Origin of the sequence: Caulobacter sp. (assembly GCF_039596335.1) — a bacterium.
Classification (GTDB): Bacteria; Pseudomonadota; Alphaproteobacteria; order Caulobacterales; family Caulobacteraceae; genus Caulobacter.
Map to the genome: position 1 here is coordinate 343,402 of NZ_JBCNJZ010000005.1, position 14,545 is coordinate 357,946.

The following is a 14,545-nucleotide window of genomic DNA, read 5'->3' on the forward strand; positions in this document are numbered from 1 at the left end:
GGAGACGACGGTCTCTCGACCGACCATTCCAGAGCCCCGGGGCCCATGACCGACGCCGACATCACGCCGCCCGAAGACAAGGGCGCCGTCGCCGAGTTCATCGAGATCATCAAGACCGTGGCCTACGCCCTGGGCATCGCCTTGGTGCTGCGCGTTCTGCTGTTCCAGCCGTTCACGATCCCGTCGGCCTCGATGGAGCCCAACCTCTATCAAGGCGACTACATCATCGTGTCGAAGTTCAGCTATGGCTGGAGCAAGCACTCGATCCCGTTCAGCCCGCCGATCATCAAGGGCCGCCTGCTGGGCCGCGCCCCGACCCGTGGCGACATCATCGTCTTCAAGCTGCCGCGCGATAATCGCACCGACTACATCAAGCGCCTGATCGGCATGCCGGGCGACAAGGTCCAGATCCGCGGCGGCGTGGTCTACATCAACGGCAAGGAATTGCCGCGCAAGGGCATGGCCCCGGCGCTGGTCGACACCGGCTACGGCTTCACCCAACAGGTCCAGCGCTTCGAGGAAACCAATCCGGAAGGCCGCCAGTACGCGACCCAGGACTACGGTCCTGACAGCCGCGGCGACAACACCGGCGTCTATACCGTTCCGGCCGGCTGCTACTTCTTCATGGGCGACAACCGCGACAACTCCGCCGACAGCCGCTTCGATCCGGGCGTCTCGCCGTTCAAGGACAGCGCTTGCAAGTGGGACTACGAGCTGGACCAGTACATCGGCGACGAGGTCGGCGTCGGCTTCGTGCCGGAGGAAAACCTGGTCGGCCGCGCCCAGATCATCCTGCTGTCGTGGAACGCCGAGGCCAGCCTGTTCAAGCCCTGGACCTGGTTCCTGAACGCCCGTCCCAGCCGCTTCTTCCACGTGCTCAAGTGATCAAACCAGGTTCTTTTGGCCATGGATAGACGGGTCGCCGCCGTCGGCGACCTCGAGCGCCGCATCGGCCATCAGTTCAAGGACCGCGAACTGCTCGAACGCGCCCTGACGCACGCCAGCGTCGGGGACGGGGCCAAGAAGGTCCGCGACAACGAGGTGCTGGAGTTCATCGGCGACCGCGTGCTGGGTCTGCTGGCCGCCGAGGCCCTGGCCCAGCGGTTCCCCAAGGCCAAGGAAGGCGAACTAGCCCCGCGCCTGAACGCCCTAGTCAGCCGCGAGACCTGCGCCCGGGTGGCGCGCGCCGCCGACATGGGTCCAGCCCTGCGCCTGTCGGCATCGTCCAGCAAGATCGGCGGTCGCGAGACCGAATCCATCCTGGCCGGCGCCACCGAAGCCTTGATGGCCGCCCTGTATCAGGACGGTGGTCTCGACGCCGCGCGCCATGTGTTCCTGACCCTGTGGGCCGACGAGTTCGACCGGGCCGGCGAGGGGCGTCCGCGCGATCCCAAGACCGCGCTGCAGGAATGGGCTCAAGGCAAGGGCCGGCCGCTGCCGACCTATCGTGTTTTGGACCGCACGGGGCCCGATCATGCGCCGGTGTTCACGGTGGAGGCCACGGTGGTTGGCGTCGATCCGGCGATCGCCAAGGGCAAGTCCAGGCAGGAGGCCGAGAAAGCCGCCGCCAAGGCCCTGCTGGAACGCGAAGGGGCGGGGTAGCTAGATCCTCCGCCGTGATACGGGGGAGGTGGCCCGGAGGGCCGGAGGGGGCGAGCTGGACATATGCCGCATTAGCCCCCTCAGTCGCTCCGCGACAGCTCCCCCGTATCACGGGGGAGCATCTATTTCGACACACGTCCGCCGCCTCACGCGGCTGCCCGCTGAAGGTCGTGAAAGGGACTGCGGAGCGCCCGGGCGACGCCCGGAGGGTTTGAAGCAGAAGTACCGTTTCGACGAAGCCTAAGCGCTCCGCGCAGCCGTTATCCGATGAGCCTGCGAGACGCGGGGTCTTAACCCGCTCCCGACCTTAGGCCCCCGACGGGCGGGCCGAGGCGACGAACCCCAGTCCCGGAACGCCTGGGCGATTTCAGCCCGGGCCTTTCCCGCTCGACCACCCCTGACAGCCGCCCAAGTCGCCGGCCGGACGTCCCTTTCAAGCCATCAGGTGGGATGATTATCGAGCGGTCGCGAACACGGATCATTCGACGTCTCGTAAAATCGACAAGCGCTTGATTTCGTTCAATCCAGGGTCGCGAACGCCGGGGAAACGGACCCGCCAATCCCCGTGCCGCGACACCTGCGCGCGTATTTCCACGAAGTGTGGAGATGGCGTGGAGTTGGTGCGAAATCCAAGCGTGTATTTGAAGTATCCGTTTCGTGAAACTTATTTGAAACATTTAAGAATGTGCGAAATACGCTTCACGCGGCGCTCGTAGGTCTCGACCCCTCTTCAGGGGATCAAGAAAAATGAAGACCTCTCTCAAATCGCGCGCCTATCTCTTCGCCACCGCTGCGCTTCTGGTTGCGCCGGTCGCAGCCTTCGCCGCTGAAACCGCCCCGGCCGACGCCGCAGTCGCCGCGGCCGAGCCGGCCGACAGCCCCACCGCCCTGAGCGACGTCACGGTCACCGCGACCCGTCGCGAAACCAAGCTGCAAGAGACGCCGATCGCGATCTCGCTGATGGACCAGAAGGCGCTGGAATCGCGCCACGTCCAGAGCCTGATGGACCTGGCCGACGGCGCCATTCCCGGCCTGCGCGTCGCCACCTTCGAAGCTCGCCAGTCGGCCCTGACCATCGGCATCCGCGGCATCGTTCCGCTGGACGCCAACCAGCCCGCCCGCGAGCAGGGCGTCGGCGTCTATGTCGACGGCGTCTATCTGGGCCGCCAGCACGGCCTGGGCGCCGCGCTGCTGGACATCGAGCGTCTGGAAGTCCTGAAGGGCCCCCAAGGCACGCTGTTTGGCCGTAACACCGAAGGCGGCGCCCTGAACATGGTCACCCGCGGCCCGACCGGCGAGTTCGGACTGCGCACCACCGCCGGCGTCGGCAACTACGGCGCCTATAACGCCGAGATGCACCTGGACCTGCCCTCGGTCGGCGACTTCTCGTTCAAGATCGACGGCGCCCTGCAGCGCCAGGACGCGGTGACCAAGAACCCGCTGCCGGGCAGCATCGGCTGGGGCGCCTATGACCGCCGCGGCCTGCGCGCCCAGGTCCGCTGGCGCCCGACCGACAAGTTCCAGGCCGACCTGGCCGCCGACATCGGCAAGGACAAGAACACCCCGTTCTACAGCCAGCTGCTGGGCTACAACCCCAACAATCTGGTCGTCGGTCCGGCCACCGGCACCTTGCCGGCCGGCCAGATCCGTCCGCTGCCCTCGATCGTCAAGTTCGGCAGCGACCGCATGTCGGTGGCCGACATCGGCGTGCCGCAGCAGTGGAGCATCGACAACACCAACGGCGTCTCGCTGAACCTGAAGTACGAGGTCAACGAGAACCTGGAACTTCGCTCGATCACCGCCTATCGCGAAGTCGACGTCGACCAGTGGGACAACTCGGGCGGCGCTCACCGCATCCCGGCCTACTCGCCGAACACCAACTTCAGCCGCTACAGCCTGGCGGGCCTGTGGCAGCACCAGTTCAGCCAGGAGTTCCAGGCCGTCGGCAGCACCGACCGCATCGACTACGTGGCCGGCCTCTACTACTTCCACGAAAACGCCAGCGACGACGCCGCCACCCCCAGCACCAACCGCTGGAACGCCGACGGCACGGGCTACACGATCAACGATCCGACCCCGACCATCCGCGGTTCGCGCTCGATCGACCGCGCCTCGCGCGCCGAGGCCGAGAGCTACGCCGTCTACGGCCAGGCGACCTACACCCCGGCCATGCTGAACGACGCCCTGCACCTGACGCTGGGCGGTCGCTACACCTGGGACGACAAGAGCGGTGAGCTCTACATCGTCAGCAACGCCCCGACGAATCTGACCTTCGCCCAGAAGAACGACCGGTTCGACCCGATGGTGACGGTGGCCTACGACGCCTCGTCGAACATGCACCTCTACGCCAAGTACTCGACCGGCTATCGCGCCGGCGGCGCCAGCTCGCGCTCGCTGACCTATCGCCAGTTCGGTCCGGAAGAGGTCAAGGCCTACGAGATCGGCGCCAAGACCGACCTGTTCGATCGCCGCCTGCGCCTGAACGTGGCCGCCTTCGCCATGGATCGCACGGGCAGCCAGATCGACTTCAGCCTGGTGACGGTGACCGGTTCCTCGACCCGCAACACGCTGGAAACGATCAACGCTCCGGGCGTCACCAAGATCAAGGGCCTGGAAGTCGAGAGCACCCTGCGGGTGACCGAAGGCCTGACCCTCTCGGCGGCCTACGCCTACACCGACACCAAGGTGCCGGCGACGCGCAACCCCTTCAGCGGTCTGGTCCAGCCCGTGTTCATCGTCTTCACGCCCAAGAACGCCGGCAGCGTCTCGGCCGACTACGAGGCCCCGCTGTGGAACGCGACCTTCCGCGGCCACATCGACGCCAACTACTCGGACGCCACCCAGACCTTCGACCAGACGGACGTGAAGAACGACAAGTCGTTCATCGTCAACGCCCGCCTGTCGCTGGCCGACGTGCAGGTCAAGGAAGGCGCGCTGCTGACCATGTCGCTGTGGTCGCGCAACCTGCTGAACGAAGAATATGTCTACCGTCGTGACCCGGCCAACCGGAACACGCTGGGCGACTACGGCAACTTCAACACGCCGCGCACCTACGGCGTGGAGTTCTCGGTCCGCTATTGATCGCTCATCCCCTAGCGATCTGAACGCGCCCCTTCCGCCGTCTGGCGGGAGGGGTTTCGTTTTTTCCTTGATCGGAGCGAGTTTTCGCCGGACCAGAACGACATGAGCAGCCTGATCCTGATCGCCGAAGACGAGGCCGAGATCGCCGAGATCCTCGACGCCTACATGCGTCGCGAAGGCTTCCGCACCGCCCTGGCGGCCGACGGCCAGGCGGCGCTGGACCTGCACGCCTCGCTCAAGCCCGACATGGTGCTGCTGGACGTGCGGATGCCTGTCCGTGACGGCTGGGACGTGCTGGGCGAACTGCGCCGCCGCGGCGAGACGCCGGTGGTGATGGTCACGGCCCTGGACCAGGACCTCGACAAGCTGCAAGCCCTGCGCATCGGCGCCGATGACTATCTGGTCAAGCCGTTCAACCCGATCGAGGTCGTGGCCCGGGTGCAGGCGATCCTGCGCCGCCGGGTAGGCGCACCCGACGCCAAGCTGCTGCGGGTCGGGGTGGTCGAGGTCAATATCGAGAACTATCTGGCCACCGTCGTGCAGCCCGAGGGCCGCCGCCGGCTGGACCTGACCCTGACCGAGTTCCGCATCCTGGCCCACATGGCGCGCATCCCGCTGCGGGTCTTCACCCGCGCCGAGCTGACCGAGGCCTGCTTCCCCAACCAGGACGTCGCCGGCCGCACCGTCGACAGCCATGTCAGCCACCTGCGCCGCAAGCTGGACGCCGGCGGCGCGCCGGGGCTGCTGGTCAATGTTCGCGGGGTCGGATACCGGCTGGAACCCGCCGAATGACCCGTCGCGCCAGCCTGTGGCGCAAGATCGCCACGCGCATGGCGCTGGTGACACTGGCGGGTTTCGCCTGCGCGGCCTTCGCGGCTCTGTTCCTCTATGCCTGGGTGTTCGAGAACCACTCGACTGCGGCTCCGCGGCCCAGCGAGTGGATCCCGCACGAGATCGACTATCTGGTCATCGCCGTCTCGGTGGGGGCGGCAGTGCTGATCGCCATCGTCGCGGGGGCGCAGCTGGCGCGACGGATCGTCATGCCGGTGAACGGCCTGGCCGAGGCCGCCCGGCGCATCGCCGGCGGCGACCTCAAGGCCCGGGCGAATGTCGACGACGAGACGGCGGGGGAGGTGGCGACCCTGGTCGAGGACTTCAACCGCATGGCCGATCGGCTGGAGAGCCTGACTACCGGCATGGTCGACTGGAACGCCGCGATCGCCCACGAACTGCGCACGCCGGTGACCATCTTGAAAGGGCGGCTTCAGGGCGTAGCGGACGGCGTGTTCGAGATCGACGAGCGCACCCTGACCAGCCTGCTGCGCCAGGTCGACGGCCTGGCCCGCCTGATCGAGGACCTGCGGGTGGTCAGTTTGGCCGATGTCGGCCGGCTGGATCTGCGCCCCGAACTGATCGACCTGGCGCAGGTCGTCGGCGAGCTGCAGGCCGCCGTGGGACCGCGTCTGGCCGAGGCCGGTTTCGTCTGTGACTGGCGACTGGAACCGGCGCGTGTCCTCGGCGACCCGATCCGACTGCGCCAGGCGTTGCTGGCCTTGATCGAGAACGCCCTGGTCCACGCCACGCCGGGGCCCCTGACCATCCGGTCCGGACCGCTCGCGGCGGGGGAGGTCGGTGTGGCGGTGGAGGACGAGGGGCCGGGTCTCTCGCCGGAGGCCGCCGCCGTGATCTTCGAGCCGTTCCAGCGCGCCTCGACGCGGACGCAAGGCAGCGGCCTGGGCCTGGCCGTAGTCCGCCAGATCGCCCAGGCGCACGGCGGCGCCATCCGGCATCGGCCGCATAACGCCGGTTCGACCTTCGAGCTGGTGTTGCCCGCGACCTGATCGCGACGCGGCGTCCAATCGGTGCTACACGCACGCGCAATGACTGACACCACCTCCAAAAACACCCGCGCGGGTTTCGCCGCCATCATCGGCGCCCCGAACGCCGGCAAGTCCACCCTGGTCAACCGCATGGTCGGGGCCAAGGTCTCGATCGTGACCCAAAAGGTCCAGACCACCCGCTTCCCCGTGCGCGGCGTCGCCATCGCGGGCGATGCGCAGATCGTGCTCGTCGACACCCCCGGGATCTTCAGCCCGCGCCGCCGCCTGGACCGCGCCATGGTCCGCTCGGCCTGGGCCGGCTCGGAAGACGCCGAGGCCACCGTCCACCTGGTCGACGTGCAGGCCGAGCTGGCCAGCCGCGCCGACAAGGCCACGCCGGGCGAGTTCCGCTCGGCCCAGGACGTCCAGACCATCATCGAGGGCCTGAAGGCTGCCGATCGCAAGGTCATCCTGGCCCTGAACAAGATCGACGGCGTCAAGCGCGACACCCTGCTGGCCATCGCCAAGGACTTCTTCGACCAGGGCGTCTACACCGACGTCTTCATGATCAGCGCCGCGACCGGCGCGGGCGTCGAGGACCTGACCGCCAAGCTGGTCACCCTGATGCCGGAAGGCCCCTGGCTCTATCCGGAAGACCAGACCGCCGATCTGCCGGCCCGCCTGCTGGCCGCCGAGATCACCCGCGAGAAGGTCTATCTGCGCGTCCACGAGGAGCTGCCCTACGCGGCCACCGTGGAAACGACGGCCTTCGAGGAGCGCCAGGACGGCAGCGTCCGCATCGAACAGACCATCCTGGTCGAGCGAGAAGGCCAGCGGATCATCGTCATCGGCAAGGGCGGCCAAACCCTGAAGTGGATCGGCCAGGCCTCGCGCGAGGAGCTGTGCGATATCCTGGACCGCAAGGTGCACCTGTTCCTGCACGTGAAGGTCAAGGAAAACTGGGCCGAGGAACGCGGCCTGTTCAGCGACATCGGCCTGGATTTCGATGTTTGACGCCGCCGCGTCGGCCGTCGACCTGAACGCCTATTGCAGGCGGATCGGCTACGACGGCCCGCGCGCGCCGACGCTAGACGTGCTGAGCGCTATCGCGCTGAAGCACCCCGACGCCATCCCGTTCGAGAACCTCGACGTCCTGTTGGGGCGCGGGATCAGCATCGCCCGGGCCGATGTCGACGCCAAGCTGATCGCCGGTGGGCGAGGGGGCTACTGCTACGAGCAGAACGGGCTGCTGAAGCGCGTGCTGCAGACCCTGGGTTTCCAGGTCGAGGGCCTGATGGCCCGCGTGCTGTGGATGGCCCCGGCCGGCGCCCCGCCGCGCTCGCACCAGGTGCTGGGCGTCACGATTGAGGGTGAGACCTGGCTGGTCGACGCCGGCTTCGGCGGCTGTGTGCTGACCGCGCCGCTGCGCCTGTTCTCGGACGAGGTCCAGGACAGCCCGCACGGCCAGTTCCGCATCGTCGACACGGCGACCGACGGCGTCGCCGAGCGTCAGGTCCAGGCCTATCTCTCGGGGCGCTGGGCGCCGCTGTACCAGGTGTCGAAGGGCGCCTGGGCCGAGGTCGACTACGAACAGGCCAACTTCTTCACCTACACCCACCCCAGTTCGCACTTCACCTGGAGCATGACGGTGGGGCGCACGACACAGGCCGCCCGCTACGCCCTGAAGAACAACCGCTTCACCCACCGCGACCTGACCGGCGCCGTGGTCGAGCAGCGCGACCTGACCGTTGACGAGCTGGAAGCGACCTTGCGCGACGTGATCGGCCTGTCGGTCGCGCCCGACTGGCGTCCGGTGCTGGAGAAGGTCGTGGCCTGGGGGACGCCCGCTTGAGCCAGGAGTGGGAGGACGAAGCTTATGTCCTCTCGGCCCGCTCGCACGGCGAGACGGGGGCCATCGTCGAGCTGTTGACCGAAGGTCGCGGCAAGATCGCCGCCCATGTCGCCGGCGCCGCATCGCGGCGGATGAAGCCGTTCCTGCAGCCCGGCGCGCGGGTCATCGCCCGCTATCGCACCCGGATCGAAGGCCAGTTGGGCTCGGCCAGCCTGGAGCCGATGGGCGAGGGGCCGTCCAGCCTGTTCGACGACCGCCTGGCGCTGGCGGGGCTCTCCTCGGCGGCCTCGGTCGCCGCCTCGGCCCTGCCAGAGCGCGAGGCCCATCCCGGCGCCTTCCACGCCCTTGAAGCCCTGATCCGCGTGCTGGAAATCCCGGAGATCTGGCCGGCGGTCTATGTTCGCTACGAGATGGGCCTGCTGCAGGAGCTGGGCTTTGGCCTGGACCTGTCAAAGTGCGCCGCCACCGGCAGTTTTGACGACCTCGTCTATGTCAGCCCGCGCACCGGCCGCGCCGTCAGCCGTGGGGCGGGCAAGCCCTATCACGACAAGTTGCTGCCGCTGCCCCAGTTCATGCTGTCCTCGCAGGGCGGCCTGGCCGATGGCGACGTGAGCGCCGGCCTGACTATCACCGGCCACTTCCTGGAGCAGTTTGTGTTCGGCCCGCTGAACCGGCCGCTGCCGCCGGCGCGGATGTGGCTGCTGGACCGCCTGACGGAAGCGGGCAGGCTTTAAGAACCGTCACACAGCGGCGCTATCGGCGGGGTTCCTTCCCGGAGCGTCCCGCTATGTCCGTCCTCGATCGCTATGCTCTCAGCCGCCGCCGCCTGCTGGGCGTGTTCGGCGCCTCGGCTGTCACGGCCCTGGCGATCCCGCTGGAAAGCGGCAAGGCGCTGGCCCAGGTCCCGTTCCGGTCCTATCCGTTCCAGCTGGGTGTCGCTTCGGGCGATCCGTCGTCGGACGGTTTTGTGATCTGGACCCGCCTGGCCCCCGAGCCGTTCGAGATCGGCTACGGCATGCCCATGGCCCCCGTCGCGGTCGAATGGGAAGTCGCCGACGCGGCCAACATGCGCAACATCGTGGCCAAGGGGACGGCGATCGCGCCGCCGGAGCTGGGTCATGCCGTCCACGTCGAGGTCGGCGGCCTGCAGCCGGGTCGCGACTACTGGTACCGCTTCACCGCCGGCAAGGAGCGCAGCATCGTCGGCCGCGCCCGCACCACGCCGGCCCTGGGCGCGGTCCTGGACCGCGTCCGCTTCGCTGTCGCCGGCTGCCAGCACTATGAGAGCGGCTACTATACGGCCTATCGCCGCCTGGCCGAGGACAATCCCGACTTCGTCTTCTGCTACGGCGACTACATCTACGAGGGGCGTGGCAATCGGATGTACACGGGCGCGGGCGGTCCGCACGAGAACGTCCGCCAGCACTTCGGCGGCGAGATCTACGCCCTGGACGACTATCGCCGCCGCTACGCCCAGTACAAGATGGACACCGACCTGCAGGCCGCCCACGCCGCCGCGCCCTGGTTCACCGTCTGGGACGACCACGAGATCGACAACAACTGGGTTGGCGAGCTGGACCAGGACGGCACGGATCCGAAGCTGTTCAACCTGCGCCGCCAGGCCGCCGTCCAGGCCTATTACGAGAACATGCCGCTGCGGGCCTCGAGCTTCCCGACCGGCACGTCGATGCAGATCTATCGCCGCGCGGCCTATGGTCAGCTGCTGAACCTCAATCTGCTGGACACCCGCCAGTACCGCACCGACCAACCGTGCGACGACAAGTACGGCGCGTCCTGCGCGCAGATCGACGCGGCCAAGGCCCAGGTGATGGGCGAGGTTCAGGAGAAGTGGCTGAACGACGGCCTGACCGGCTCCAAGGCGACCTGGAACGTCATCGCCCAGCAGATCATGATGATGGACCTGGACCGTCTTCCGGAGCCGGGGCGCAACGTCAATACCGACTCCTGGGCCGGCTACAGCATCCCGCGCGCCCGTCTGCTGAAGACCATCCGCGACCGCAAGGTCGGCAATGTGGTGGTCCTGACCGGCGACGAGCACCAGAACTTCGCCGGCGACCTGTATATCGACGGCGCCAAGGCCGAAGGCGCGCCGATCGCCTCGGAGTTCGTGATCACCTCGATCACCTCGGGCGGCGACGGCAATGACCAGCGCCCCGACATGGCCAAGCTGCAGGCCGCCAACCCGATCCTCAAGTTCAACAACAACCAGCGCGGCTATGCGATCTGCGACGTGACGCCGAAAGCCTTCGTCACCGAGTTCAAGGTGCTGGATTCGGTGCGTCGCACCGACGGCAAGCTGTCGACGCGGGCGAAATGGGCGTTGGAGGCGGGAAAGACGGGGATCGTTCAGGCCTGATGGCTCGAATCGGGCCGAAGAGTTCTGCTAAGGTGGCCTCTCGCATAACGAATCTGCCTGATGAACAAACCTGTCCTCCCTCCTGGCGGCCCCGGTGACGGCGACCGCATCCTCGACGAGCCGCTGACCGAGGCGCTGTCGCGACGCTATCTGGCGTACGCGCTGTCGACGATCGGCTCGCGGGCGCTGCCCGACGTGCGCGATGGCCTCAAGCCCGTGCACCGTCGCGTGCTCTACGCGATGAGCAACATGCGCCTGAACCCCGAGTCCGCGGCGCGTAAATGCGCCAAGGTGGTCGGCGAGGTCATGGGTAACTTCCACCCGCACGGCGACGCCTCGATCTATGACGCCCTGGTCCGCCTGGCCCAGGAGTTCAGCCAGCGCATTCCGCTGGTCGAAGGGCAGGGCAACTTCGGCAACATCGACGGCGATAGCGCCGCGGCGATGCGTTACACCGAATGCAAGATGACCCAGGCGGCCACGCTGCTGCTGGACGGCATCGACGAGGACGCGGTCGACTTCCGGCCCACCTATGACGGCCAGGACGAGGAGCCGGTGGTCCTGCCGTCGGGCTTCCCGAACCTCTTGGCCAACGGCTCGTCGGGCATCGCGGTCGGCATGGCCACCTCGATCCCGCCGCACAACGCCGCCGAGCTGATCGACGCCTGCCAGCTGCTGCTGAAGAACCCCGACGCCACGACCGAGCAGCTGCTGGAAAAGGTGCCGGGTCCCGACTTCCCAACCGGCGGCGTCATCGTCGAGCCGCGCGCCAGCTTGCTGGAAACCTACGAGACCGGCCGCGGCGGCGTGCGCATCCGCGCGAAGTGGGAGAAGGAAGACACCGGTCGCGGCACCTACCAGATCGTCGTCACCGAGATCCCGTACCAGGTGAAGAAGTCGGATTTGGTCGAGCAGCTGGCAGACCTGATCGACAGCAAGAAGGCCGCCCTGCTGGGCGACGTCCGCGACGAGAGCGCCGAGGACATCCGCCTGGTGCTCGAGCCGAAGTCCAAGAACGTCGAGCCCGAAGTGCTGATGGAGAGCCTGTTCAAGCTCTCGGCGCTGGAGAGCCGCTTTCCGGTCAACATGAACGTGCTGGACGCGCGCGGCACGCCGGGCGTCATGGGCCTGAAGGCGGCGCTGATGGCGTTCCTGGCCCACCGCCGGGAAGTCTTGACCCGCCGGGCCCGCCACCGCCTGGCCAAGATCGAAGCCCGTCTGCACATCCTGGACGGCCTGCTGATCGCCTATCTGAACCTCGACGAGGTCATTCGGATCGTCCGCTATGAGGACAAGCCGAAGGAAACGCTGATTTCGACCTTCGCGCTGTCGGAGATCCAGGCCGACGCCATCCTCAACACCCGCCTGCGCCAACTGGCCAAGCTGGAAGAGATGGAGATCCGCCGCGAGCACGCCGAACTGGTGGAAGAGCGCGACGGCATCCTGGCTATGCTGGCCAGCGAAGAGAAGCAGTGGAAGCTGGTCGGCAAGGGCCTGTCGGAAGTCCGCGCCACCCTGCTGAAGATCAAGCACCCGCTGGACAAGGACGGTCGTCCGACCGGCGTGACCGGCCGTTCGATCTTCGAAGACGCCCCGGTCGTGGACGCCGACGCCGCCATCGAGGCGATGATCGTCCGTGAACCGATCACCATCATCCTGTCCGAGCGCGGCTGGATCCGCGCCGCCAAGGGCAAGGTCGACGATCCGTCCGAGCTGAAGTTCAAGGAAGGCGACAAGCTGGGCTTCCTGGTCCCGGCCGAGACCACCGACAAGCTGCTGATCTTCTCCAGCGACGGCCGCTTCTTCACCCTGGGCTGTGACAAGCTGCCCAGCGCGCGGGGCCATGGCGAGCCGGTGCGGATGATGATCGAGCTGGACGACAAGGTGAAGATCGCCGACGTCTTCCCGTTCAAGGCCGGGCGCAAACGCATTCTGGCCTCGAAAGCCGGCTATGGCTTCCTGATGCCCGAGGAAGAAGCCCTGGCCAACCGCAAGGCCGGCAAGCAGGTCCTGAACGTCGACGCCGCCGGCGCGGCCTTCTGCCTGGAAGCCGTCGGCGACCAGTTCGCGGTCGTGGGCGACAACGGCAAGATCCTGATCTTCCCGCTGGAAGAGCTGCCGGAGATGCCGCGCGGCAAGGGCGTCAAGCTGCAAGCCTACCGCGAGGGCGGCCTGCGCGACGGTCTGTCGTTCAATGCCGAGACCGGCGCCTACTGGATCGACACCGCCGGCCGTCGCCGCGAGTGGGCCGAGTGGAAGGAATGGGTCGGTCGCCGTGCGGGCGCCGGCAAGCTGGCGCCAAAGGGCTTCGCGACCAACAAGCGGTTCAAACCGAAGTGATGATGGGACAGCTGCGTCGTCGCGCGCTGCGCCTTGCGGCCAGCGTCTTCGGTTGCGCGGCTGTCGCCGCGACCCCGGCCGCGGCCTGGGTGCTGCCACGCGCCAAGCCCGAGGAGGTGGGCTTCAACGCCGAGCGCTTGAAGCGGCTGGACGAGCACATGCGGTCCATGGTCACCGGCGGCCAGGTCGCTGGCGCGGTGACGCTGCTGGCCCGCCACGGCAAGGTGGTTCACGTCAGGACCTTCGGTCAGCGGGTGATGGGCGGGCAGCCCATGCCGGTCAACGCCATCTTCCGCATCCGCTCCGAGACCAAGCCGGTCACCGGCGTGGCCATGATGATCCTGTACGAGCAGGGCCTGTGGAAGCTGGACGACCCGGTCACCAAGCACGTGCCGGAGTTCGCCAATCTGCGCATCGCCAATGGCGTTGACGCCGAGGGCAAGCCGGTGCTGGCCCCGATCTCGCGGCCGCCGACCATGCGCGAGCTGATGACCCATACGGCGGGCTTCGCCTATGGCATCGCGGATGATCCCAGCAGTCCGTCGGACCAGGCCTACTACCAGGCTGGCGTGCTGCAATCGGCCTCGCTGCAGGACATGGTCGGCAAGATCGCGGACCTGCCGATGTTCTCAGAGCCGGGTGTGCAGTGGCGCTACAGCGTCGCCGCCGACATCCAGGGCTATCTCGTCGAGAAGCTGTCGGGTCAGAGCCTGCCGGACTTCATGCAGGCCCGCATCTTTGGCCCGCTGAAGATGCGCGACACCGGCTTCTACGTGCCGCAGCAGAAGCTGCCGCGTCTGGCGGCGATCTATGACGGCGATCCGGTGACCGGCAAGCTGGTGCCGGCCGTCGAAGGCGCCTGGCGCGACGTCAGCAAGATGCCGGCCGCGCCGTCGGGCGGCGGCGGTCTGGTCTCGACCGCCGGCGACTTCGCCCGCTTCGCCCAGATGATCCTGAACAAGGGCAGCCTGGAAGGCGCGCGGATCCTCAAGCCCGAGACCGTGGCCCTGATGACCCGCAACCACCTGCCGGCCGGCTTCGTGGTGACGACCAACGGCACCACGGGTGTGCTGAAGCCCGGACCGCGTCCGTTCCCGTTCGCCGCCGGCATGGGCTACGGCATCGACCTGGCCGTGGCCGTGGATCCGGCCGCCTCGGGCGCGCCCGTGGGACCGGGCACGGTCAGCTGGGGCGGCAGCGCCGGCACCTGGTTCTGGATCGACCCCGCCAACGACCTCTTCTTCATCGGCATGATCCAGCGCCTGGGCGGCGTGGGCGGCGGTCTCGACGCCCAGTCGCGAACCCTGGTCTATCAGGCCATCGAGCGTCCGCCTGCGCCGGCGCCCCCCCCGGGCGCCCAGCCGGCCAAGCCGCCGGTCACCAACCAGCAGCCCGCCCGGCCGACGACGCCCGTCAAGCCGGGCACGACCCGCTAGCGCACGAAAAAGCTCCCCCCGCCAGGCGAGGGGAGCT

11 protein-coding genes are annotated in these 14,545 nt (G+C 67.7%); all 11 read left to right on the forward strand.

Features of this window, described 5'->3' with window-relative positions:
* Positions 1–45: 45 nt before the first annotated feature.
* The 11 genes from lepB (at position 46) to ABDW31_RS12995 (ending at position 14,508) form a co-directional block, all read left to right on the forward strand.
* Positions 46–885: a signal peptidase I gene (lepB, locus tag ABDW31_RS12945; protein WP_184718964.1), complete on the forward strand. Its 840-nt coding sequence runs from the start codon at positions 46–48 to the stop codon at positions 883–885.
* Positions 886–906: 21 nt separating this feature from the next.
* On the forward strand, positions 907–1,602 hold the full coding sequence (gene rnc / locus ABDW31_RS12950) for a ribonuclease III (protein WP_184718966.1): 696 nt from the start codon (positions 907–909) through the stop codon (positions 1,600–1,602).
* Positions 1,603–2,349: 747 nt separating this feature from the next.
* The gene (locus tag ABDW31_RS12955; RefSeq protein WP_184718968.1) at positions 2,350–4,683 is read left to right on the forward strand and encodes a TonB-dependent receptor; all 2,334 of its coding nucleotides are present in this window, start codon (positions 2,350–2,352) and stop codon (positions 4,681–4,683) included.
* 102 nt (positions 4,684–4,785) lie between these two features.
* Positions 4,786–5,475, forward strand: a complete 690-nt coding sequence (locus tag ABDW31_RS12960) for a response regulator (protein WP_184718970.1) — start codon at positions 4,786–4,788, stop codon at positions 5,473–5,475.
* On the forward strand, positions 5,472–6,524 hold the full coding sequence (locus ABDW31_RS12965) for an ATP-binding protein (protein ID WP_184718971.1): 1,053 nt from the start codon (positions 5,472–5,474) through the stop codon (positions 6,522–6,524). The genes ABDW31_RS12960 and ABDW31_RS12965 overlap by 4 nt, the downstream gene beginning before the upstream one ends.
* A 39-nt stretch (positions 6,525–6,563) precedes the next feature.
* Entirely contained in the window at positions 6,564–7,517 is a 954-nt protein-coding gene (era, locus tag ABDW31_RS12970) for a GTPase Era (RefSeq protein ID WP_184718973.1), read from the forward strand.
* Complete coding sequence (locus ABDW31_RS12975) at positions 7,510–8,355, forward strand: arylamine N-acetyltransferase (protein WP_184718975.1); 846 nt, start codon at positions 7,510–7,512, stop codon at positions 8,353–8,355. The genes era and ABDW31_RS12975 overlap by 8 nt, the downstream gene beginning before the upstream one ends.
* Complete coding sequence (gene recO, locus ABDW31_RS12980; protein ID WP_184718977.1) at positions 8,352–9,089, forward strand: DNA repair protein RecO; 738 nt, start codon at positions 8,352–8,354, stop codon at positions 9,087–9,089. The genes ABDW31_RS12975 and recO overlap by 4 nt, the downstream gene beginning before the upstream one ends.
* Positions 9,090–9,142: 53 nt before the next feature.
* Positions 9,143–10,732 carry an alkaline phosphatase gene (locus ABDW31_RS12985; RefSeq protein ID WP_184718979.1) on the forward strand — a complete coding sequence of 530 codons (1,590 nt, stop codon included), beginning with the start codon at positions 9,143–9,145 and terminating at the stop codon, positions 10,730–10,732.
* 60 nt (positions 10,733–10,792) lie between these two features.
* Positions 10,793–13,072: a DNA topoisomerase IV subunit A gene (parC, locus tag ABDW31_RS12990; protein ID WP_184718981.1), complete on the forward strand. Its 2,280-nt coding sequence runs from the start codon at positions 10,793–10,795 to the stop codon at positions 13,070–13,072.
* Complete coding sequence (locus ABDW31_RS12995) at positions 13,069–14,508, forward strand: serine hydrolase domain-containing protein (RefSeq protein ID WP_184718983.1); 1,440 nt, start codon at positions 13,069–13,071, stop codon at positions 14,506–14,508. The genes parC and ABDW31_RS12995 overlap by 4 nt, the downstream gene beginning before the upstream one ends.
* The last annotated feature ends 37 nt before the right edge of the window (positions 14,509–14,545 follow it).

Bases quoted from the DNA above. Each gene is read 5' to 3' on its own strand.
- rnc (WP_184718966.1), top strand. From the start codon at position 907: ATGGATAGACGGGTCGCCGCCGTCGGCGACCTCGAGCGCCGCATCGGC.
- ABDW31_RS12975 (WP_184718975.1), top strand. From the start codon at position 7,510: ATGTTTGACGCCGCCGCGTCGGCCGTCGACCTGAACGCCTATTGCAGG.
- ABDW31_RS12965 (WP_184718971.1), top strand. From the start codon at position 5,472: ATGACCCGTCGCGCCAGCCTGTGGCGCAAGATCGCCACGCGCATGGCG.
- ABDW31_RS12985 (WP_184718979.1), top strand. From the start codon at position 9,143: ATGTCCGTCCTCGATCGCTATGCTCTCAGCCGCCGCCGCCTGCTGGGC.
- ABDW31_RS12960 (WP_184718970.1), top strand. From the start codon at position 4,786: ATGAGCAGCCTGATCCTGATCGCCGAAGACGAGGCCGAGATCGCCGAG.
- parC (WP_184718981.1), top strand. From the start codon at position 10,793: ATGAACAAACCTGTCCTCCCTCCTGGCGGCCCCGGTGACGGCGACCGC.
- lepB (WP_184718964.1), top strand. From the start codon at position 46: ATGACCGACGCCGACATCACGCCGCCCGAAGACAAGGGCGCCGTCGCC.
- era (WP_184718973.1), top strand. From the start codon at position 6,564: ATGACTGACACCACCTCCAAAAACACCCGCGCGGGTTTCGCCGCCATC.
- ABDW31_RS12955 (WP_184718968.1), top strand. From the start codon at position 2,350: ATGAAGACCTCTCTCAAATCGCGCGCCTATCTCTTCGCCACCGCTGCG.